Genomic DNA, 21,030 nt, shown 5'->3' with positions numbered 1-21,030 from the left:
CGGTAGTTCAGTTGGTTAGAATGCCTGCCTGTCACGCAGGAGGTCGCGGGTTCGAGTCCCGTCCGGACCGCCATTTTTATTGTAAACGAAACGATCATGTTTTCGTTTTTTTTTGTGTTTTCTTTTAAATGCTGGCAGCTTGGTATCTAACCAAGCTTTCTTTTATATCGTTAAAGTCTTGGATATTGAAACATAATCCGATACACTAGAAAGAGCTGTATTTCACAAGAGCGTCAGAAAGGGAGACGGGAGATATATGGATGAGTTTGATTTGATTCACAGTATTACGCCGCATTCGCATTATCATCCTTCCGTCGATGTAGGGATCGGTGATGATGGTGCGGTTTATACAGCGTCATCTCATATGCAGCAAATTGTCTGCCTTGATACAATGGTGGAGAATGTCCATTTTAAATTAGAGTATTCCTCTCCTCATGATATCGGTTATAAGGCGCTTGCTGTTAACATTAGTGACGTGGCGGCGATGGGAGGCATTCCGAAGTTTTATTTGGTGTCTCTAGCGGTTCCTTCTTGCTGGCAGAAAGCTGACGTCCAGGCAATGTATGAAGGAATGGCGGAACTGGCGAAACTATATCAAATGGATTTGATCGGGGGAGATACCGTCTCCGCTTCCGGTCAAGCCGTAATTACCGTTACTGTCATCGGAGAAGTTGAGAAGGATCGCGCTTGTCTGCGAAGCTCGGCAAGACCCGGGGATGTTGTGTTTGTTACGGGGGATATCGGCTCGTCCGCAGCAGGACTGTCTCTTTTATTGGGAGAAACACTCCCTTCTGCTTTTCATACGAGTGATTATTTTATCCGAAAACATAAACGGCCCGTTCCGAGAGTTCAGGTCGGCCGCTTCTGCTCTCAGCTTCAGCGCGCGGCTCTGAATGATATCAGTGACGGATTGGCCAGTGAGCTGCATGAAATAGCTGAGGCAAGTTCAGTTACGATAGAAATTGAAGAACAACTTCTGCCGGTGCATCCGGATTTGCCTGAGGCAGATTCTGAGTGGAAGAAATGGGTGTTATTCGGCGGTGAAGATTTTGAATTGGTTGGAACGGTTTCTCAGCAAGAGTGGATTTCTTTGCTTGATTACTGCACTCAATCGGGCATTCCGATTGCGAAGATAGGAGCGGTGTCTGAACGGAAGGAAGCATGTGTTCTTTTGACAGCCAATGATCACAGACAAATCGTCCTTGAGAAAAAAGGATACAATCATTTTAAATAAGACGGGTGACTCACTTTGAAGACATTACAATGGAGAACGAAAAACCCCGAAGAAACGAAAGCCGTAGCCAAGCTTGCCGCTTCTTTGGCAAAGCCGGGAGACATTTTGACACTGGAAGGCGACTTAGGCTCGGGAAAAACGACTTTTACAAAGGGTTTTGCCGAAGGACTGGGAATCACGAGAGTGGTAAACAGCCCGACTTTTACAATTATAAAAGAATACCATGACGGTTCGCTTCCTCTATATCATATGGATGTGTATCGTATGGAGGATGAAAGCGAAGACTTAGGGCTTGAAGAATATTTTGAGGGACAAGGCGTCTGTTTAATTGAATGGGCTCATTTAATTCAGGATCAGCTGCCTGCTGAACGGCTGCAGATCGTCATCAAGAGAGCCGGTGATGAGGCAAGGGACATTACCTTTACGGCTTGCGGAACACGGTATGAAACGCTTTGTGAGGAGATAAATAAACATGACAATACTGGCAATTGATACGTCAAATTACACGCTGGGTGCCGCGCTCGTTCGTGACAAAACGGTGATGGCGGAGTATATTACATATTTAAAAAAGAATCATTCCGTGCGGGCCATGCCTGCTGTCAATTCATTGCTGAAGGATTGCGGCCTAACACCGCAGGATCTTACAAAAATAGCGGTGGCAAAAGGACCGGGATCGTATACAGGTGTCAGAATCGGTGTGACGCTGGCAAAAACATTGGCATGGTCGCTGAAGCTTCCGGTTTCCGCTGTCTCGAGTCTGGAGGTGCTGGCGGCTAACGGACGGCACTTTCAAGGACTGATCTGCCCGTTATTTGATGCCCGGCGCGGACAGGTATATACGGGACTTTATGAATATCAGGACGGCCGATTACAATCCGTTCTTCCAGATCAGAATGTCCTTTTGACTGATTGGCTCGGCATGCTGAAAGAAAAAGCGTCTCCGGTTTTATTTTTAGGGCACGATACAGCGATTCATGAAGAAACCATTCTGCATGAGCTGACATCTCAAGCAGTGATAGGAACGGCTGCACAGCATAATCCGCGGCCGTCAGAGCTGGCGTTTTTAGGCTTGGAAAAAGAAGAAGCGGATGTCCACAGCCTTGTTCCGGATTATTTGCGTCTGGCAGAGGCTGAAGCGAAATGGATGGAATCTCAAAAATAGGGTGATAGGGATGAAAACGAAAACGGCGATTCGAAGCATGCGGCCGGAAGATATTGATCAAATTTATGAAATTGAAACAGCATCCTTTACTTCTCCGTGGACGAAGGATTCATTTTATCATGAGCTTTTGGAAAATCCGTATGCCCACTACCTTGTCATTGAAAAGGACGGCTGTCTGGCGGGGTATTGCGGAATCTGGATTATTATAGATGACGCGCAGATTACGAACATAGCCATTAAGCCGGAATATCGGGGCCAATCATTGGGAGAAGCGCTGTTTCGCTCTGCGATAGAATTGTGCAGAGAAAAAAAGGCAAGAAGGCTCTCTCTCGAAGTCAGGGTCTCAAATCATCCCGCCCAATCCTTATATAAAAAATTCGGTCTTCAGGCCGGTGGAATCAGAAAACAATACTATACAGATAACGGGGAAGATGCGTTATTAATGTGGGTGACATTACATGAGTGAAAAACAAGATATTTATGTATTAGGAATCGAAACAAGCTGTGATGAAACAGCGGCCTCAGTCGTAAAAAACGGGAATGAAATTATTTCAAACGTCGTCGCTTCTCAAATTGAAAGCCATAAACGTTTCGGCGGGGTCGTGCCTGAAATAGCGTCCAGACATCATGTGGAGCAGATCACCCTTGTGATTGAGGAAGCTCTTTCAAAAGCGGAGATGGGCTTTGATGATCTTGATGCGATTGCCGTAACGGAAGGACCCGGACTTGTCGGAGCCCTGTTAATCGGAGTCAATGCGGCAAAGGCGTTAAGCTTTGCCCATCAAATACCGCTAGTCGGTGTCCATCACATTGCGGGTCATATTTATGCAAACAGGCTGATAGGAGAGCTTCAGTTCCCGGCGCTTGCTTTGGTTGTGTCAGGCGGACATACGGAATTGGTTTATATGAAAGAGCACGGTTCATTTGAGGTTATCGGTGAAACGCTGGATGATGCCGCAGGCGAAGCTTACGACAAAGTGGCAAGAACGATGGGGCTTCCTTATCCGGGAGGGCCGCAGATTGATAAGCTGGCTGCTGTGGGAACGGATTCCATTCCGCTTCCGCGTGCGTGGCTGGAAGAAGGGTCTTACAATTTCAGCTTCAGCGGCCTAAAATCAGCCGTGATTAACACGCTTCATAACGCCTCGCAAAAAAATGAGGTGATTCCTCCGGAGGATCTTGCAGCAAGCTTTCAGCAGAGTGTCATTGATGTACTGACGGCAAAAACCTCTAAGGCCGCGAAAGAATACGGGGTTAAACAAGTGCTGCTGGCAGGGGGCGTAGCCGCTAACAAAGGGCTGAGAGCCGCACTTCAGCAGGAATTCAGCCATTCGGGAGATCCCGAGCTTATCATCCCGCCGCTTTCTTTATGCACGGACAATGCAGCGATGATTGCGGCTGCCGGAACCGTTGCTTTTGAAAAGGGGATTCGGGGCTCATATGATATGAACGGACAGCCCGGTTTGGAATTAACATCCTTTGATCGTCTCACGTTGTAAAACGTGAGGCTTTTTTTACTTATTAACAGATAATTCTAACATATCCACAGGATTGTGAGTATATCCAGAAATCCAGGCTGGATAAGGGGCTGTAAGTTGTTAGTAAAGTGGATAAAGTCAGAAAATTTTGTGGATAGTGTGTATAAAACGCTTACTTACATGGCTGACAAGGAGGATAGCTGTGGATAAAAAAGCACCCCTTAAAGAGGTGCTTGACTTTTTCTATTCTTCTGAGGAGAGTTCCTCCCATTCTGCTAATAAGTTCTCGAGCTCTTGATTCAGAGCTTCATTCTCCGCGTGAATGGTCTGTACCTTTTCATGATCCTGATACACGTCAGGATCGCACAGCAGCTCCTCATTGGCGCTGATTTTCTCTTCGGCGGATGAGACGGCTGCTTCGATTTCTTCAATGCGTCTCAGGCGCTGCCGTTCTTTCTTCTTCCATTCTTTTTCTTCCTCGTAAGTTCTTTTCGTATCCTGTTTGACCTTGCCGGCAGGCTGAGCCTGCTCCTTTTCCTGCCGCTTCATTTCTTCCAGTTCCAGCTGCTGGGCTTTTTTCTCGGTGTAATAGTCATAGTCTCCCAAATATTCTTCTGCATGATCAGGTGAGAGCTCCAGCACTCTTGTGGCGATCCTGTTAATAAAGTAGCGGTCATGCGAGACAAATAACAGTGTTCCCGGGTAGTCGATCAGGGCGTTTTCCAGCACCTCTTTACTGTCCAGGTCAAGGTGGTTTGTCGGTTCATCAAGGATGAGAAAGTTTGCTTTTTGAAGCATCAGCTTGGCAAGCGCGACTCTTGCTTTCTCCCCGCCGCTTAACGAACGGACCGGTTTCAGGACATCGTCTCCGCTGAACAGGAAGTTGCCGAGGCATGTCCTGATCTCTTTTTCCGGCATGTCCGGATATTCATCCCACAGCTCGTCCAGCACGCGTTTGGACGAGGTCAGTTCAGCCTGCTCCTGATCATAATAGCCGATTGTGACATTGGAACCGTACGTGATCGATCCGGATTCCGGACTGATTGTATTCATAATGGTTTTCAGCAAGGTTGATTTGCCGATTCCGTTCGGTCCGACGAGGGCGGCGCTTTCGCCTCTTGTCATGCCGAAGGTCAGGTTTTTCAAGAGCGGAGGCTGGCCGTCATAGCTGATGGAAACATCCTGTACGCGCAGGACGTCGTTTCCGCTCTGTTTTGTAATGTCAAAACGGAAGGCGGCTGATTTTTCATCCCCGAGCGGCTTTGCCATGACGTCCATCCGTTCAAGCTGTTTTCGTCTGCTTTGGGCTCTTTTCGTTGTAGAAGCTCTGGCCAGATTGCGGTCGACAAAATCTTGAAGCTTGGCGATTTCGTCCTGCTGTTTTTCATACAGCTTCAGGTCTTTCTCATACTGCTCAGCTTTTTGTTCTAAATAGGCGCTGTAGTTGCCGAGGTATTTTTTGCTTTCTGTCCGTGAGACCTCGTACACTTGGCTGACGACTTTATCAAGAAAGTATCTGTCGTGGGAAACGATCAGAATGGCGCCTGAATATCCCTGTAAATAATGCTCAAGCCATGTAAGCGTATCGATGTCGAGATGGTTCGTCGGTTCATCCAGAATAAGCAGATCAGGCTGGGTCAGCAGCAGCTTTCCGAGCGCAAGTCTTGTTTTCTGACCGCCGCTCAGGCTTTGCACTTTCACGGAATCGTCAAATTTTCCGAAGCCGAGGCCGTGAAGGATAGAGCGGACGTCCGCTTCATATTGATAGCCGCCTTTATCCTTGAAATCCTGCTGAAGCCTGTCATAGGTTTTCATCAGCGTCTCAAGCTCCGCCGGGGCGGCCGTGGCCATCTTTTCTTCAATAGAGCGCATCTCTTTTTCCATTGCTTTCAGGAAATCAAAAACACTCAGCAGTTCTTCTTTTATGGTAAGCTGGGATTCCAAGCCTGTGTGCTGGGCAAGATATCCCATCGTTAATTCTTTCGGTTTGATTAATTCACCCTTTTCATATGAAAGGTGACCTGCGATAATTTTAAGGAGAGTTGATTTGCCGGCTCCGTTTCTGCCTACTATGGCGATGCGATCCCGAGATCTGACTTCAAGCTTTATATTGTTTAAAATAGGATCAGCGCCAAAAGATTTGGATAGCTGATTAATTTGTAAGATCATCATATTATTTCACCTCTGTTATAATAAGTTAAGTGTAGCTTATCAACCTGCTGTCAGCAAACAATACATCAGAATTGGAACATTATAGGATAAGACATCAGGGAGAAAATAGTGTATGATCAGAAGTAAGGAGAGTTTAAATATGAATGGATTTTCTCATTTTAATGAAGAAGGCCGTGCCCGCATGGTGGATATAAGCGATAAATCTTCAACAGTCCGTACTGCCGCTGCGATATCCAGCGTACACATGAAGCATGACGTGTACAGCAGAATCAAAAACCGCGAGATCGGAAAAGGAGACGTGCTGGCTGTCGCACAGGTGGCAGGAATTATGGCCGCAAAGCAGACGTCAGCGATTATCCCGATGTGCCACCCGCTTTCTTTAAGCAGCGTCGACATTTCATTCGGCTGGGAGGAAAAGGATTCAGAAGCCGTTCTTCATATACAGGCAAGCGTAAAAACGAAAGGGAGTACAGGTGTGGAAATGGAAGCGCTAACTTCCGCTTCAGTCTGCGCTTTGACCGTTTATGACATGTGCAAGGCGCTGGATAAAGGAATGGTCATCGGCCCGACCTGCCTCATGGAAAAAACAGGAGGCAAAAACGGTGATTTTAAAAGAGATGCATCTGAGTATAAAGTGGAGGACCAATCATGAACAAGGATCAATCAAAAATTCCACAGGCGACGGCAAAACGGCTGCCGCTTTATTATCGCTTTTTAAAGAATTTACACGCGTCAGGAAAGCAGCGCGTTTCATCAGCTGAACTGAGCGACGCGGTAAAAGTCGATTCGGCCACGATCCGCCGGGATTTTTCCTATTTCGGGGCGCTCGGCAAAAAAGGATACGGCTATAATGTGGATTACCTGCTGTCATTTTTCAGAAAAACACTGGATCAGGATGAAACGACGAATGTCATTTTGATCGGTGTCGGGAATTTAGGGACGGCGTTTCTTCACTATAATTTCACAAAAAATAATAACACCAAAATATCTATGGCTTTTGATGTGAATCAGAGTAAAATAGGAACTGAGGTAGGCGGTGTGCCTGTCTTTGATCTTAATGATTTAGAGCTTCACATTAAGGATGAACCCGTGGCGATTCTTACCGTTCCGGCGGTTGCCGCGCAGTCAATCACCGACCGGCTCGTGTCGCTCGGAATCAAGGGAATCCTTAACTTTACGCCGGCCCGTTTGAATGTGCCGGATCACATTCGAATTCATCATATAGATTTAGCTGTAGAACTTCAATCATTGGTTTATTTCTTAAAGCATTATTCTGTTTTGGAAGAAATTGAATAGCGAAAGGAGGAGCTGCACATGATCGGTCCTGGAAGCCTGGCGGTTATCGGTGTGGTGGCGGTGATTATTTTCGGTCCGAAGAAGCTTCCCGAATTAGGAAAAGCGGCGGGAGACACGCTTCGTGAATTTAAGAATGCTACTAAGGGATTAGCCGGTGAAGAAGAGGAAAAAAAGAAAGAAGAACAGTAAGATAGGATGACGCGTATGAGAGTGAATCAAATGACGCTTGTGGAGCATATTGCCGAACTTCGGAAACGATTGCTGATTGTGGCGTTATCCTTTACGGTTTTCTTTATTGCAGGCTTTTTTCTGGCAAAACCTATCATTGTGTATCTTCAAAAAGCCGATGAAGTAAAAGAGCTCACCCTTAATGCTTTTAACCTGACGGATCCGCTGTTTATCTTTTTGCAGTTCGCGTTTATCATCGGCATCATTTTGACTTCGCCGATTATTCTCTATCAGATTTGGGCGTTTGTCAGCCCGGGTCTGTATGAGAAGGAGCGCAAAGTAACACTCAGCTATATTCCGATTTCGATCGTGCTGTTTGTCGGCGGTGTGTCGTTTTCTTATTATATTTTATTTCCGCTGGTCGTTGATTTTATGAAGCGGGTTTCGAATGACCTGGATGTCAACCAGGTGATCGGGATCACCGAGTACTTTCATTTTCTGCTGCAGCTGACGATTCCGTTCGGACTGCTGTTTCAGATGCCGGTGCTGATCATGTTTTTAACGAGACTCGGTGTTATCACGCCGAGGTTTTTATCGAAGATCAGGAAGTACGCGTATTTTGTGCTGCTTGTGATCGCCGCGATGATTGCGCCGCCTGAGCTGCTGTCTCACTTGATGATTACCATTCCGCTTTGCATTTTATACGAGATCAGCATTCTGATTTCAAAAGCGGCGTACCGGAAAAGACAGACCGGCAGTGAATCTGACCAGGACGTATCAGCATAGAAAAAGCCATTTCTCCATGATGAGAAATGGCTTTTCTTTTATTTTTGATTTTTCTTCACTTTAAATGAGAAGGCGAACATTTTAAACGAGATGCTGATATTATAAGCGGCGAAAACCATCAGCAGTATGGAATAAAAAGACCACATGCTTCCCGGAGAGCTTGCGGCCAAATACGTAAAGATACAGCCGACTGCGAAATAAATCAAGCCCCAAGTCATTGGGTTCCTCATACAAACAATCCTCCAATAATTAATTGCATTTGCTCACTATGCTGTTCAATATATTTTTGGGCGGGGCCGAGCTGCATGACCACGACAATGGTATTCATCATGACATGGGCGAATATCGGCACAATAATCCGTTTCGTCTGCACATACAAGAACGCAAAGGTAAAGCCCATGGCCGTATACAGCAGCAGGTGCGTGAGGTCTTGATGCACAATGCCGAAAATGACGGAACTGATCAGTCCGGCGACAAAGAAATTCGTTTTTTCATATAATACACCGAAGATGATCTTCCGGAAAATGATCTCTTCAAGAATCGGCCCGACGATAGAAGAAACGATAATCATGAGCGGCATGGCTTTAATAATGTTGAGAATGGCTTTCGTGTTTTCGGAACCGCTGCCCACATGAAAGACATACTGCTCAATCATCCCGGCGATTCCCTGAGAAAATAAAGCGAGCCATATTCCCGCGACCGCCCAGAGAACGGACATGCCGGCGGATGCTTTCTTCCCGTTTCTTAATGTCTGCTTCGGCGCGGTTCTCAAAATCAAGAGAACGATAATCAGGCAGATAAAAAAGCTTACGACGGAATAAATCCCCTGAGCCATGGTGAGATTCGCATTCGTAGGGTGCCCGCCCGCATAGCCGAATTTGTACATTAAAGGAATGCCGATCAATGCGGAAAGCTGCATGATAACATATGTCAAAATGATATACCAATACTGTTTTCTCAAATGATATGTACTCCTTTATCCTATAAAATCAACTTATTTGTTCTTATTGTAACACAAGTGAACTTGACGTGAAAAAAGGAGAAAATCAGTGCGAGAGAGAATCATGTAAGCGTGAAAATTTTTTATTCTTATGACTTGAAATTGGAAGTGAGATTCTTTATTATAATAACTGTGTTAGCACTCTTTAGAGCTGAGTGCTAAAATTACATATTCATACTATTGAGGAGGTTATTACATTGTTAAAGCCATTAGGTGATCGCGTTGTCATTGAACTCGTAGAATCTGAAGAAAAAACTGCCAGCGGAATCGTATTACCGGATTCTGCAAAAGAAAAGCCGCAAGAAGGCAAAATCGTGGCAGCCGGTTCAGGTCGCGTGTTGGAAAGCGGAGAGCGCGTTGCTTTAGAAGTAAAAGAGGGCGACCGCATTATCTTCTCAAAATACGCCGGTACTGAAGTGAAATACGAAGGTACTGAATACTTAATCTTACGTGAAAGCGACATTTTAGCTGTTATCGGCTAAGCAAATAAATATTTTTAAAAATTCGAGGAGGTTTCGTTAACATGGCAAAAGATATTAAGTTTAGTGAAGAAGCACGCCGCGCTATGCTTCGCGGTGTCGATGCGCTTGCTGACGCTGTAAAAGTAACTTTAGGGCCAAAAGGACGCAACGTGGTTCTGGAGAAAAAATTCGGTTCTCCGTTAATTACAAATGACGGTGTGACAATCGCAAAAGAAATTGAACTTGAAGATGCGTTTGAAAACATGGGTGCGAAGCTTGTAGCTGAAGTAGCCAGCAAAACAAACGACGTTGCCGGTGACGGTACGACGACTGCGACTGTACTTGCGCAGGCTATGATCCGCGAAGGCCTTAAAAACGTAACTGCGGGGGCTAACCCTGTCGGCGTGCGTAAAGGTATGGAACAAGCCGTGACTGTAGCAATCGAAAACTTAAAAGAAATTTCTAAGCCGATCGAAGGCAAAGAGTCTATCGCTCAGGTTGCTGCGATCTCTGCTGCTGATGAGGAAGTCGGAAGCCTTATCGCTGAAGCAATGGAGCGCGTAGGAAACGACGGCGTCATCACAATCGAAGAGTCTAAAGGTTTCACAACTGAGCTTGAAGTTGTGGAAGGTATGCAATTCGACCGCGGATATGCGTCTCCTTACATGGTGACTGACTCTGATAAGATGGAAGCGGTTCTTGACAATCCTTACATCTTAATCACAGACAAAAAAATCACAAACATTCAAGAAATCCTTCCTGTGCTTGAGCAAGTTGTACAGCAAGGCAAACCATTGCTTCTGATCGCTGAAGATGTTGAAGGGGAAGCTCTTGCTACACTCGTTGTCAACAAACTTCGCGGCACATTCAACGCTGTTGCCGTTAAAGCTCCTGGCTTCGGTGACCGCCGTAAAGCAATGCTTGAAGACATCTCTGTTCTTACAGGCGGAGAAGTAATCACAGAAGACTTAGGCCTTGACCTGAAATCTACTGAAATCGGACAATTGGGACGCGCTTCTAAAGTTGTGGTAACGAAAGAAAACACAACAATCGTAGAAGGCGCAGGCGACACTGAAAAAATCGCTGCACGTGTCAACCAAATCCGCGCTCAAGTGGAAGAAACAACTTCTGAATTCGACAGAGAAAAATTACAAGAGCGTCTTGCGAAACTTGCCGGCGGCGTAGCTGTCATCAAAGTCGGCGCTGCGACTGAAACTGAGCTGAAAGAGCGTAAACTTCGCATCGAAGACGCCCTCAACTCAACTCGCGCAGCTGTTGAAGAAGGTATCGTATCCGGCGGTGGTACAGCGCTTGTCAACGTATACAACAAAGTCGCTGCAGTTGAAGCTGAAGGCGATGCGCAAACAGGTATCAACATCGTGCTTCGCGCGCTTGAAGAACCGATCCGTCAAATCGCGCACAATGCAGGTCTTGAAGGATCTGTCATCGTTGAGCGCCTGAAAAACGAAAAAATCGGCGTAGGCTTCAACGCTGCAACCGGCGAATGGGTAAACATGATCGAAAAGGGTATCGTTGACCCTACAAAAGTGACACGTTCTGCTCTGCAAAACGCAGCTTCTGTAGCAGCAATGCTCTTAACAACTGAAGCTGTTGTCGCTGACAAACCGGAAGAAAACGCCGGCGGCGCAGGAATGCCTGACATGGGCGGCATGGGCGGTATGGGCGGCATGATGTAAACCGACAAAAAACCCTTGATTTACAAGGGTTTGTCGGCAACGGACGTCATTTTTAATGCCCTCTTGATGCCATTTAACTTTTCGAGGCTTCTCATGAGTTCACCGAACTTGTGAGAAGCTTCTTTTTTTCTGTCTTGCGGGCTTTCGATTAAATTATGTAATCGATTAAAGCTTCAAATTCAAAACAAAAAACATAGCATGTTCATCAATGAAATATTAACAGCCGCTTTTTCTATAGCTTAATATTATATTTGTCTATAATTTTTTGCATGTACTCTTCTACGTCTGGTTTATTTTCTGGGTGTCGTTCTAGATATTGATCAACAATTTTATTTAAATATTTATAGAAATTTTCGTAATCTAAAATTACTTCTTCATCTTCTTTGACTGCTGGGTAGTCGAAATAAAAAGCAATACCTTCATCTCCAAAGTAATCATCTTCCCACTCTTCGTAGTCATCAGCAAATACACACCAGACATTCTCTATACCATAACCTTCCCCGTTGGAGAATTTCTCTAAAATTCGTAAAAAACGTTCATCACCCATCACCTGAAAAAAGTAGTTAATTAAATCTTTACTTTTATTATCCATTTCATTTTCACTCCGAATTATTTAATCATTTAAAGTTGGGAAAAAATTTGTTATTTCTCCAGTTGCTTCATCAATATAACCTTCAAACTTGAGACCGTTTTTAGCGTATCCAGTTACTTTTCTCCCGACTACTTCTCCATTTCTCATTGCTTCTTCTCCCCACTGCAACATTTGTTCGTTTGAGATCTTCTCGGGATCATAAACTGTCTTTGGAGTACGAACTTTTTTTAGTTCTCCAGGTTTGATATTTCCCTCTCTATCTAATGCAGGTAATCCATATTCAATTTCATAGATACCATCAATTGTGGGGTGTTCCCTTTTTGAAATTATACAACTCTTTAAATCCCAACCTTTATCAATAAATGCCTTCTCAAAACTCTGTAGATTGTGACCGCCGACAATACCTTTATTTTTCTTTCTGACTATATCTTCTACCTCAACTAAATGGGTATCATATCCTTGCCTAAAAGTAACATTTATTTTGGAAAAAGCATTATTTTTTTCTTCTTCAATTATACTTTTTAACAATGGTGTGTTTTTAACATTGTGAGTATTCTCAATATCTTGTGCAATTCCTACAAGTGCAGGTTCATATCTGTTTTTAAAAAAGGGATTAAAAAAATTGTTGCCTTTTGTAATTCCTTTATTTACATGAGCAGCAGCTGTTCCGCTCTCAACCACTTTACCTACTTTAGAAAGCTTGGCAGTGGTTTGCACTGCGGCACCTGCACCTTTTGGACCAACGATATTACCGACCGCATAACTGATATAATGTGCTCTTGTGTATGCATCGCCATTTATCATTTTATCATTCCATGAATCGACGATGTTTTTCCAAATTATTTTAGGGTAGGAGGGGACACTTAAGACTGTTGTAATCGTTTTTGTAAGTTTTAGTTCAATAGGGAGTTGTGAAAATTCCCATGCGCCCACAACCAAGTCCTTGATGCCATATATCGTATCATCAATCGCATCGTTAAGCCCATCATTAACCCCATCGATGATATCCAATGCCGTTTTACCTGCGTTGATTACACTTTCACCGACAGCCTTCAGCTGTTTTGCTTGTTCAAGCTGTACCACATACTGAAGCTGTTCAGGGGTAAGACTCTCATACCCGACCTTCTTGGCAATTTCTAAGTAATCATCCGGGTCCGTCACTCCGTCAGCCAGTTTCTTCTTTAATTCTTTGATTTCTCGTTCTTTTGCTTCATCTTTCTTGATCTTCAGATAAGCTTTAGTCTGTTTCTCGATATCTCCTTTCTTCTTATGTATGTCACTTTCTCGATAAGCATTGGCATTGTAGTGAATGGGTGTAGCATTCTTGCCCTTGCCTGTAGATTCCTCAAGCTTTTGGAAGTCTTTCTTGATGAATTGCTCGATTGGCTCTGACTGGGCATATTCAGTAACAAGTGCTTCGTCCACGCTTCCTAATTTATCGACTGTTTTTTTACGTTTGTCCTCTGCATCTGCAAGTTCGTCTTTGAAGTCTTCTGTCGAGAACAAATCAAGCGGAAGAATATCATTGATATCAAGTAGGATATCTTTCATTGCTTTCTTCTGTTCAGACATAATGGATTTTGACTTGGTGTAGGCATTAGCCAGTTCGTGTTCCAGGAAGGATTCTTCTATGTATGCGCCAGACAAGCTGGCGTCCTCTAAAGCGCCTGAAATGCTTGTTAAAAAAGCAATCTTCATATCAATTAGATCAATCCAATTGTCAGCCACACCAGCGTGATCATGATAAAATGCTTTGATGTTGTCAGCGCCCTTTCCGGAAAACTCACTGTCCTCTAAATCAGCTACGGCTTTGAAGGCTTTTTTAAGATTGACCATCTGGCTTCTTAATTCTTTGTATTCTTTTGCACGTTTATCTGCTTCTGAAAGCAGTGTTTTGGCTTCAAATACTTTCATATTCATATCCTTTCATTTAAATAGATCAACAAGATTTTACCATGGGAAAATGAAGAAACAGACGAAATGTGATACAAAAGTGTGAAATGATCAATTTGATCTGTGTTATTTTACCTATATGAATCACTTTTTGGGAGACTGGCAATGTCGTTAGACGGTTCCAGTTGGATGTAAAGCTGACGGCTTTGATGAATCTAAGAAAAAGCGAAAATTGAAGAAGCGCTATTAATGAAAAGGATCCATCTTTTATTAGGATCTCAGAGTCGAGAAAATTTCTATACCCTGTTTGCTTACATTTGGTGGTGTAATTCTTAAAAAGTACATAAAAGATGTTGACGGAGTATTTTTGAAGTGATAAGATTCAATGGCAATGAAAATCAGTAATTTTAAAGAATTACTTTTTGAAGAGGGCGGGATATGCGACTTGAAGAGATTGTGACGGTTAAAATAGGGAGAAATCTTTCTAGAGGACACGAGAAAAATGATCCGACATTAGTTGCTTATACATATGAGGATTTAATAAATGATTTAGATGGCTCGTTTCTAGACTCACAAGTTAGTCTTGGTGCTGAACAATCAAATCATAGAGAAAGCTATTTGAGCAGTGCCGGGGATGTTGTTTTCAGCTTTGTCAGTTCCAAGGCTGGGATCGTGAGTAACTTACATCACGGAAAGGTGATAAACCAAAACTTTGCGAAACTCATGATTGAACACAATGATTTGGATAGTCGATATTTATGTTATGCATTAAATGAGTCGCACACAATGAAAAAGCAAATGGCGATTTCCATGCAAGGAAGTAATGTACCGAAATTGACTCCAGCGATATTAAAAGAATTGGAAATTAAGTTACCAAGTATTGAGAAACAAAAGACGATTGGAAATGCTTATTTCTGTTTGCGAAAGCGTCAAGCTTTGGCGAAGAAACAAGCGGTACTTGAAGAGCAACTTTATTTAGAAGCATTAAAGAGATTAGACCAACAATAGAAAAAGTGAGGAACACAACTATGGCTGAATTACACTCAAAATTATTTAGTGCCGCAGACAACTTGCGAAGCAAAATGGATGCATCAGAGTATAAAAACTACTTATTAGGATTGATCTTTTATAAATACTTATCTGATAAGTTATTAGAAAAAGTCGTTGAAATCGCAGATGAATCGCTAGAAGAATACTACACTCAAGAAAAACAAACGCAGTTGTACCGGGATTTATTAGCGGATGAAGAGATCAAAAATGATTTGATCGAGACGTTAGTCGATACATTAGGTTATGATATTGCGCCGAAGCATTTATTCAATGTATTAGCCAATCAAGCGAAACAAAATACGTTTCAGCTGAATGATTTGAATAAGGCATTTATCGATTTGTCTACGAAATATGACCAATTCAACGGGTTGTTTGACGATGTAGATTTGACATCAAAAAAACTGGGATCAGATGACCAACAGCGAAACATTACGATTACTGAAGTATTGAAGAAACTAAATGATGTCAATGTAATCGGTCATGATGGGGATGTCATTGGGGATGCCTATGAGTACTTAATTGGCCAATTTGCCTCAGAAGCTGGTAAGAAAGCGGGAGAATTTTACACACCTCATCAAGTATCTGACATGATGGCGCGTATTGCCGCAATCGGTCAAGAAGACAAAAAATTGTTTAGCGTATTTGACCCCACGATGGGATCTGGTTCTCTAATGTTGAATATTCGAAACTATATTCATTATCCAGATAGTGTGAAATATCATGGGCAAGAACTAAACACAACAACTTTTAATCTAGCGAAGATGAACTTAATTTTGCATGGTGTGAATAAAGAAGATATGCGTTTACGCAATGGGGATACATTGAACAAAGATTGGCCGACAGATGAGCCATATACCTTTGATTCTGTTCTTATGAATCCGCCTTACTCTGCAAAATGGTCTGCAGATGCTACATTCTTAGATGATTCACGTTTCAATCGTTACGGAAAGTTAGCGCCAAAATCAAAAGCCGACTTTGCTTTTCTTTTACATGGGTTCTACCATTTGAAAGATTCGGGAACGATGGCCATCGTCTTACCCCATGGGGTTCTGTTCCGTGGTGCGGCAGAAGGTGTGATTCGCAAGAAATTATTAGAAGATGGCAGCATTGATGCCGTGATTGGTATGCCAGCAAACTTATTCTTTGGCACATCGATCCCAACAACAGTCATCATCTTGAAGAAAAATCGCAGCACTCGTGATGTGTTATTTATTGATGCAAGTAAAGAGTTTATAAAAGGAAAGAACCAAAATAAACTTTCTAAAGAACATATTGATAGGATTGTCGAAACGTATAAGAAGCGAGAAGACGTTGAGAAATATGCCCACGTTGCAACATTCGAGGAAATCAAAGAGAATGATTTCAATTTGAACATCCCTCGATATGTCGATACGTTTGAAGAAGAAGAACCTGTGGATATGGCTGCAATTGGCTCGAAAATCAAAGATATTCGAAAAGAAAAAGCGGAACTAGAAGCTAGCTTGTATGACATGGTTTCTTCATTGCAATATGATGAAGAAAATGCAGAGTGGATCAAGGGTGCGTTAGAGGTGTTTCATCGTGGAGAATAAACGAGTGCCAGAAGTGAGGTTTGAGGGGTTTAGTGGAAAGTGGGAAAAACATAAGTTATCGGATATTAAAGATGTACGTGATGGAACACATGATTCACCAAAGTACTACAATAAAGGATTCCCATTAGTTACTTCGAAAAATTTAAAAGAAAATGGTTTGGATATGACTGATGTTTCACTTATTTCTGAAGAAGATTTTCAAGCTATCAATAAAAGATCCAAAGTTGACATTGGGGACGTTATTTTTGGGATGATTGGTACAATAGGTAATCCTGTTATAGTTGATAGAACAGGTTTTGCAATTAAAAATGTGGCCCTTATTAAACATGGGGGTGAAATTAGAAATGAGTATCTAATTCAACTATTGAGATCACCAATATTCAAAAAATATATACGAAATGAGAACGCAGGAAATACTCAGAAATTTTTAGGCTTGAGTAAGATTAGAGATTATCAATTTTTATCACCTTCTTATCAAGAACAAACCCAAATCGGCACCTTCTTCAAGCAACTAGACGACACGATCACGCTTCATCAGCAAGAACTAAGCACCCTCAAACAAGCAAAACAGGGATTCTTGCAAAAAATGTTTCCAAAAGAAGGGGAGTCTATGCCGGAGGTTCGTTTCTCAGGTTTTACTGGCGATTGGGAACAGCGTAAACTTCGTGAAATGTTGGCAGAGCCTGTTACTGATGGACCTCATGAAACTCCCAAACTTGAAGAGAGTGGAATCCCATTTATCTCAGTTGATGCAATCGTTGATAATCAGATTGATTTTGACAGAAAACGTGGATATATTTCTGAAGAGATTGATGAGTTGTACTCTAAAAAGTACAGACCTCAATATCATGATGTCTTCTTGGTTAAGTCAGGTTCAACTGTGGGTAAGACGGCAATCGTTGAAACTAAAGAGCGTTTTAATATTTGGTCTCCATTAGCTGCCATGCGCGTTGGTGAAGTGTCTGATCCGTACTTTTTGTATTTCTTATTGCAAACAAGAAAGATGCAAAACCAAGTAAAAGATAAAGCATCTAGCGGTACTCAGCCAAATTTAGGTATGCGAGAACTTGAAAAATTCCATACACAAATCACCCCTAATCTTGAGGAACAAAAGAAAATCGGTGCCTTTTTCCAGCAACTCGACAATCTCATCACCCTTCATCAGCGTGAATTAGAAGCCTTGAAAAAAACGAAAAAAGCATTTCTACAAAAGATGTTTGTGTAACGAATAAAGAGGGGGAGAATCATGGCAACGATCCAGCATAAAGATGAAGCAGAGGTAGAGCGCCGCCTGATTGAAGTGTTAGGTGAAGGGTATAATCAGTGGAATTATCGTCCTGATTTGAAATCTGAAGAAGACCTGTGGGAGAACTTGCGTCAAAAGATTACGCAAAATAACTTATCAGAAATTGGGGAACATCCAATGACTGATAAGGAATTTGACACAATAAAGACAGAGTTATTATCGAAAACACAGACCCCCTTTGATGCTGCTAAATGGCTCAAAGGGGAAAATGGAATTGCTCGAATTACGATTGAACGTGAAGATGTTTCATTGGGTTCCATGTCGTTGGTGCTGTATTCCAATCAAGATATTGGAGGCGGCATCTCTACATACGAAGTCGTTCACCAGATAGCGAAACAAAAAGCAAACGGTGATGGTCGAAATCGGCGATTTGACGTGACACTTCTCATTAATGGATTGCCCATTGTTCAAATTGAGTTAAAACAGGACAGTGCAAAAGACGGCGTATTCCAAGCCTATCATCAAATCAAGAAATACGCAGAAGAAGGAATGTTTCGAAACAATATCTTTTCCACCCTGCAGTTATTTGTCATTTCCAACGAACAAACGACTCGCTATTTTGCCAATGCGCTTCCAAAAGATATGCATAAGAAATTGATCTTTAGCTGGCGGACAACGGATAATCGAAAAGTAGAAAATCTCTATGAGTTTGTGAAACAAGTGTTAAACATTCCAGATGCACACCGCTTGATTGCCAATTATACAATTGTGAGTGAAGACCAAGACAACAAAGCTCTAGTGGTGTTAAAACCGTATCAAATTCATGCCATAGAAGCCTTGTTTACGTCCGCCATGAGGCATCAATCCGGCTTTGTTTGGCATGCGACCGGTTCAGGAAAAACGTTGACAAGTTTTGTGTCTACGAAGTTATTGGCTCGCAAACCAGGTGTAGACCGTACCATTATGCTGATTGACCGAAAAGACTTAGATAATCAAACGACGACAGAATTCACCAAATTTGCTTCCGAATTTAATACTGGTATTTCTTCTGGTGATGCAATATCGAATAGCTTGATTGTCGGAACTGGAAGTGCGAAGGAGTTAAGTGATACTCTACTGTCTGATGCCAATTCCAATACAGTGATTATTACCACTCGTCAAAAACTAGAAGCTGCCTTGCGCTATGCCCAAAGGCAAGAGGAGCAAAAAGGTACTCAGCGCTTTAAGAAACTGCTGGGACAACATATTGTCTTTGTCGTGGATGAATGCCATCGTGCGTTAAGTGCAGAAGGCATGGAAGTCATTAAGGGGTTCTTTCCAAATTCGACTTGGTTTGGATTTACAGGGACACCGATATTTAATGAAAATAAAAAACAAGCTAAAGGCCGATTAGCTCGCACCACCCGTGACCAATATGGAGACGTATTGCACACGTACACCATTAAGAATGCGTTAGACGATGGTGCTGTTTTAGGGTTTCAAGTAGAGCATGAAGATACAATTGACCCCACTTCATTAAATAATCATATTTTCGAACAGCTGCGTCATCAAGAAAAATACGCCAATTGTAGTGATGATGAAATCAACGATATGATTGATCGAATGGATGGAATCGAAAAAGAAGCATACCTTGAACCATCTTCGTTCGAGAATGATGAACATATTCAAAAAGTCATTCATAAGATTTTCAGGCCGGATAATGCCTATATCAAATTTGATTTTCAAAACGGCCGACCGCAAAAATCAGCTATTTTAACAACAAGTTCCATTGATATGGCGAAACGTTACTATCAGGCCATTAAAGAAATGACGAAAGATACAAATTGGCTGACAAAAGAGTTTGCGGGACACCCGATCCGAACAGGGCGTACAATTGAAGATCCTGACTTTCCTCGGATTGCGATTACGTATTCAATGCAAGAAAACGAGGAAGATTCCAAACAAACTCACGATGAAATGAAGGAGATCATCAAGGATTATAACGATTACTATCACACGGCATGGTCGCTAGAAGATATTGAACGATATAACGGCGATATTAATAATCGCTTGGCTCGTAAAAAAGGGGAATTCAAAGAATTTGGGAAACAAATTGATCTTATCATTGTAGTCGATCGGTTATTGACAGGTTTCGATGCACCAACGATTCAAACGTTATTTGTCGATCGAAATTTAAGTTATGCCAATTTGATTCAAGCCTTTTCCAGAACCAATCGTACGTATCCAGGAAAGACAAAAGGATTAATTGTGACATTCCGTAAACCTTTTACAATGGAACAAAACGTAAAGAATGCGACGAAGTTATATTCTCATGCACAGGAGGAATCTAGTCTTGTTTATCCAACGTATGATGAATCGAAGAAACGTTTTAAGAAGGCCCACAAAGTCCTAACTACGTTAATTCCCAATCCAATCGATATTGATGAGCACACATCTCTTGAAACCCGAATTGAGTTCGTAAAAGCATTTCAAGAGCTAAACAATTCTTACGAAGCGTTAGTTACATATGATGACTACAACGATGATATGGAGAAATCAGCAGCACTTCAAGAACAGGTGAAAACACTAGAAGAATATATTGGTATCTATCACACGATTAAAGGTTCACTTATAGATGAAGAGCGCCAAGATGGACCGGAGCTGGACTTTTCGGACATTGAATTCTATGGAGAAAACGCAGTGAAGATCTATGATATTGATTCAACGTATATTGATCGACTATTAGAAACATACTCGGCCAATAACCAGAATATCCGTGATGAGATCGAAAGCGCACTTCAAAAACTGGAGAAATCAGACATTGTTAAAGATGTATACCGTGAGATGTTAAATGCCATTGATACGAAAAACGTAGATGAAGAGGAAGATATTCTTGTAGTGAAAAGACGCTTCTTCACGAAAAAACGCAGCCAAGCAGTTAGGGAATTTGCGAATACTTGGTTTGTGGAAGAGGATGAGCTGCATTTATCTGCAGTTCAATATGTGATAGGGGCAGATCCTATTCCGAATATCGGGGGAATCATCAATAGCAAGCAATTTGATCAGTATAAAGCCGTACATCCAGATGCAAAACCTTTGAAATACGGACCAGAGTTGAAGCGTCAGTGGAGAAAGACGTTAGATGAAGTCATTGTACCTTTGGATGACGAGCTGAGATAAAGTCTATATAGGCCAACTACTGCGAATCTTGAGTTGGCCTATTCTGTTTATTATAAAGAAACATC

The 21,030-nt window shown here is 42.4% G+C and carries 20 protein-coding genes; 15 read left to right on the top strand and 5 right to left on the bottom strand.

Annotated features, from left to right (window positions below; all coding sequences use genetic code 11):
* Window positions 1-256: 256 nt before the first annotated feature.
* From thiL to tsaD, 5 genes are read left to right on the top strand one after another with little or no spacing between them, the layout of a single operon-like run.
* A complete protein-coding gene (gene thiL / locus G9F75_RS14690) occupies window positions 257-1,234 on the top strand; it encodes a thiamine-phosphate kinase (RefSeq protein WP_129091683.1) in 978 nt (325 codons plus the stop codon).
* Between the two features lie 15 nt (window positions 1,235-1,249).
* Window positions 1,250-1,726 (top strand): tRNA (adenosine(37)-N6)-threonylcarbamoyltransferase complex ATPase subunit type 1 TsaE, encoded by a 477-nt coding sequence (gene tsaE, locus G9F75_RS14685; protein ID WP_029973770.1) that lies wholly within the window; start codon window positions 1,250-1,252, stop codon window positions 1,724-1,726.
* A complete protein-coding gene (gene tsaB, locus G9F75_RS14680) occupies window positions 1,707-2,396 on the top strand; it encodes a tRNA (adenosine(37)-N6)-threonylcarbamoyltransferase complex dimerization subunit type 1 TsaB (protein WP_007408854.1) in 690 nt (229 codons plus the stop codon). Before tsaE ends, tsaB begins: the two co-directional genes overlap by 20 nt.
* Window positions 2,397-2,406: 10 nt before the next feature.
* Window positions 2,407-2,862 carry a ribosomal protein S18-alanine N-acetyltransferase gene (rimI, locus tag G9F75_RS14675; RefSeq protein WP_003155993.1) on the top strand — a complete coding sequence of 152 codons (456 nt, stop codon included), beginning with the start codon at window positions 2,407-2,409 and terminating at the stop codon, window positions 2,860-2,862.
* Window positions 2,855-3,895, top strand: coding sequence for a tRNA (adenosine(37)-N6)-threonylcarbamoyltransferase complex transferase subunit TsaD (gene tsaD / locus G9F75_RS14670; RefSeq protein WP_007408855.1), 1,041 nt, complete (start codon window positions 2,855-2,857; stop codon window positions 3,893-3,895). The genes rimI and tsaD overlap by 8 nt, the downstream gene beginning before the upstream one ends.
* Before the next feature lie 222 nt (window positions 3,896-4,117).
* On the opposite strand, the gene G9F75_RS14665 is transcribed toward tsaD, so the two are convergent.
* Window positions 4,118-6,046 carry an ABC-F family ATP-binding cassette domain-containing protein gene (locus G9F75_RS14665; RefSeq protein ID WP_021495210.1) on the bottom strand — a complete coding sequence of 643 codons (1,929 nt, stop codon included), beginning with the start codon at window positions 6,044-6,046 and terminating at the stop codon, window positions 4,118-4,120.
* Between the two features lie 139 nt (window positions 6,047-6,185).
* On the opposite strand from G9F75_RS14665, the gene moaC reads away from it, so the two are divergent.
* Genes moaC through tatC form a run of 4 tightly spaced genes read left to right on the top strand, consistent with a single transcriptional unit; the run spans window position 6,186 to window position 8,296 of the window.
* A complete protein-coding gene (gene moaC / locus G9F75_RS14660; protein ID WP_003155986.1) occupies window positions 6,186-6,698 on the top strand; it encodes a cyclic pyranopterin monophosphate synthase MoaC in 513 nt (170 codons plus the stop codon).
* Window positions 6,695-7,342, top strand: a complete 648-nt coding sequence (locus tag G9F75_RS14655; protein WP_003155984.1) for a redox-sensing transcriptional repressor Rex — start codon at window positions 6,695-6,697, stop codon at window positions 7,340-7,342. Before moaC ends, G9F75_RS14655 begins: the two co-directional genes overlap by 4 nt.
* An 18-nt stretch (window positions 7,343-7,360) precedes the next feature.
* Complete coding sequence (locus G9F75_RS14650; RefSeq protein ID WP_003155981.1) at window positions 7,361-7,531, top strand: twin-arginine translocase TatA/TatE family subunit; 171 nt, start codon at window positions 7,361-7,363, stop codon at window positions 7,529-7,531.
* Between the two features lie 6 nt (window positions 7,532-7,537).
* A complete protein-coding gene (gene tatC, locus G9F75_RS14645; protein WP_007609791.1) occupies window positions 7,538-8,296 on the top strand; it encodes a twin-arginine translocase subunit TatC in 759 nt (252 codons plus the stop codon).
* A gap of 38 nt (window positions 8,297-8,334) precedes the next feature.
* Here tatC and G9F75_RS14640 read toward each other — a convergent pair whose 3' ends face one another.
* Entirely contained in the window at window positions 8,335-8,526 is a 192-nt protein-coding gene (locus G9F75_RS14640) for a YdiK family protein (RefSeq protein ID WP_003155975.1), read from the bottom strand.
* A complete protein-coding gene (locus G9F75_RS14635) occupies window positions 8,523-9,257 on the bottom strand; it encodes a CPBP family intramembrane glutamic endopeptidase (RefSeq protein ID WP_095061226.1) in 735 nt (244 codons plus the stop codon). The genes G9F75_RS14640 and G9F75_RS14635 overlap by 4 nt, the downstream gene beginning before the upstream one ends.
* 236 nt (window positions 9,258-9,493) lie before the next feature.
* On the opposite strand from G9F75_RS14635, the gene groES reads away from it, so the two are divergent.
* Window positions 9,494-9,778, top strand: a complete 285-nt coding sequence (gene groES, locus G9F75_RS14630) for a co-chaperone GroES (protein ID WP_003155970.1) — start codon at window positions 9,494-9,496, stop codon at window positions 9,776-9,778.
* 41 nt (window positions 9,779-9,819) lie between these two features.
* Window positions 9,820-11,454, top strand: a complete 1,635-nt coding sequence (groL, locus tag G9F75_RS14625; protein ID WP_003155941.1) for a chaperonin GroEL — start codon at window positions 9,820-9,822, stop codon at window positions 11,452-11,454.
* Between the two features lie 232 nt (window positions 11,455-11,686).
* On the opposite strand, the gene cdiI is transcribed toward groL, so the two are convergent.
* On the bottom strand, window positions 11,687-12,046 hold the full coding sequence (gene cdiI, locus G9F75_RS14620) for a ribonuclease toxin immunity protein CdiI (RefSeq protein WP_020955422.1): 360 nt from the start codon (window positions 12,044-12,046) through the stop codon (window positions 11,687-11,689).
* 21 nt (window positions 12,047-12,067) lie between these two features.
* Window positions 12,068-13,960 (bottom strand): T7SS effector LXG polymorphic toxin, encoded by a 1,893-nt coding sequence (locus tag G9F75_RS14615; RefSeq protein ID WP_167409193.1) that lies wholly within the window; start codon window positions 13,958-13,960, stop codon window positions 12,068-12,070.
* Window positions 13,961-14,377: 417 nt separating this feature from the next.
* On the opposite strand from G9F75_RS14615, the gene G9F75_RS14610 reads away from it, so the two are divergent.
* From G9F75_RS14610 to G9F75_RS14595, 4 genes are read left to right on the top strand one after another with little or no spacing between them, the layout of a single operon-like run.
* Window positions 14,378-14,947, top strand: coding sequence for a restriction endonuclease subunit S (locus tag G9F75_RS14610; RefSeq protein WP_167409192.1), 570 nt, complete (start codon window positions 14,378-14,380; stop codon window positions 14,945-14,947).
* Window positions 14,948-14,967: 20 nt separating this feature from the next.
* Window positions 14,968-16,560, top strand: coding sequence for a type I restriction-modification system subunit M (locus G9F75_RS14605; RefSeq protein WP_167409191.1), 1,593 nt, complete (start codon window positions 14,968-14,970; stop codon window positions 16,558-16,560).
* On the top strand, window positions 16,550-17,785 hold the full coding sequence (locus G9F75_RS14600) for a restriction endonuclease subunit S (RefSeq protein ID WP_232489391.1): 1,236 nt from the start codon (window positions 16,550-16,552) through the stop codon (window positions 17,783-17,785). The genes G9F75_RS14605 and G9F75_RS14600 overlap by 11 nt, the downstream gene beginning before the upstream one ends.
* A gap of 21 nt (window positions 17,786-17,806) precedes the next feature.
* Complete coding sequence (locus G9F75_RS14595; protein ID WP_167409190.1) at window positions 17,807-20,965, top strand: type I restriction endonuclease subunit R; 3,159 nt, start codon at window positions 17,807-17,809, stop codon at window positions 20,963-20,965.
* Window positions 20,966-21,030: the final 65 nt, after the last annotated feature.

Origin of the sequence: Bacillus sp. EKM208B, assembly GCF_011800725.1 — a bacterium.
Taxonomy (GTDB): domain Bacteria; phylum Bacillota; class Bacilli; order Bacillales; family Bacillaceae; genus Bacillus; species Bacillus velezensis.
Note: the sequence above shows the minus strand (reverse complement) of the source record. Positions and strands in the feature narration are given on the sequence as shown.

What these genes read in the sequence shown, in the direction of transcription:
- tsaD (WP_007408855.1), top strand. Translation starts at nt 2,855, where the DNA reads ATGAGTGAAAAACAAGATATTTATGTATTAGGAATCGAAACAAGCTGT.
- moaC (WP_003155986.1), top strand. Translation starts at nt 6,186, where the DNA reads ATGAATGGATTTTCTCATTTTAATGAAGAAGGCCGTGCCCGCATGGTG.
- tsaB (WP_007408854.1), top strand. Translation starts at nt 1,707, where the DNA reads ATGACAATACTGGCAATTGATACGTCAAATTACACGCTGGGTGCCGCG.
- G9F75_RS14605 (WP_167409191.1), top strand. Translation starts at nt 14,968, where the DNA reads ATGGCTGAATTACACTCAAAATTATTTAGTGCCGCAGACAACTTGCGA.
- thiL (WP_129091683.1), top strand. Translation starts at nt 257, where the DNA reads ATGGATGAGTTTGATTTGATTCACAGTATTACGCCGCATTCGCATTAT.
- G9F75_RS14650 (WP_003155981.1), top strand. Translation starts at nt 7,361, where the DNA reads ATGATCGGTCCTGGAAGCCTGGCGGTTATCGGTGTGGTGGCGGTGATT.
- G9F75_RS14610 (WP_167409192.1), top strand. Translation starts at nt 14,378, where the DNA reads ATGCGACTTGAAGAGATTGTGACGGTTAAAATAGGGAGAAATCTTTCT.
- tatC (WP_007609791.1), top strand. Translation starts at nt 7,538, where the DNA reads ATGACGCGTATGAGAGTGAATCAAATGACGCTTGTGGAGCATATTGCC.
- rimI (WP_003155993.1), top strand. Translation starts at nt 2,407, where the DNA reads ATGAAAACGAAAACGGCGATTCGAAGCATGCGGCCGGAAGATATTGAT.
- G9F75_RS14615 (WP_167409193.1), bottom strand. Translation starts at nt 13,960, where the DNA reads ATGAAAGTATTTGAAGCCAAAACACTGCTTTCAGAAGCAGATAAACGT.
- G9F75_RS14665 (WP_021495210.1), bottom strand. Translation starts at nt 6,046, where the DNA reads ATGATGATCTTACAAATTAATCAGCTATCCAAATCTTTTGGCGCTGAT.
- G9F75_RS14640 (WP_003155975.1), bottom strand. Translation starts at nt 8,526, where the DNA reads ATGAGGAACCCAATGACTTGGGGCTTGATTTATTTCGCAGTCGGCTGT.
- groL (WP_003155941.1), top strand. Translation starts at nt 9,820, where the DNA reads ATGGCAAAAGATATTAAGTTTAGTGAAGAAGCACGCCGCGCTATGCTT.
- G9F75_RS14595 (WP_167409190.1), top strand. Translation starts at nt 17,807, where the DNA reads ATGGCAACGATCCAGCATAAAGATGAAGCAGAGGTAGAGCGCCGCCTG.
- G9F75_RS14655 (WP_003155984.1), top strand. Translation starts at nt 6,695, where the DNA reads ATGAACAAGGATCAATCAAAAATTCCACAGGCGACGGCAAAACGGCTG.
- cdiI (WP_020955422.1), bottom strand. Translation starts at nt 12,046, where the DNA reads ATGGATAATAAAAGTAAAGATTTAATTAACTACTTTTTTCAGGTGATG.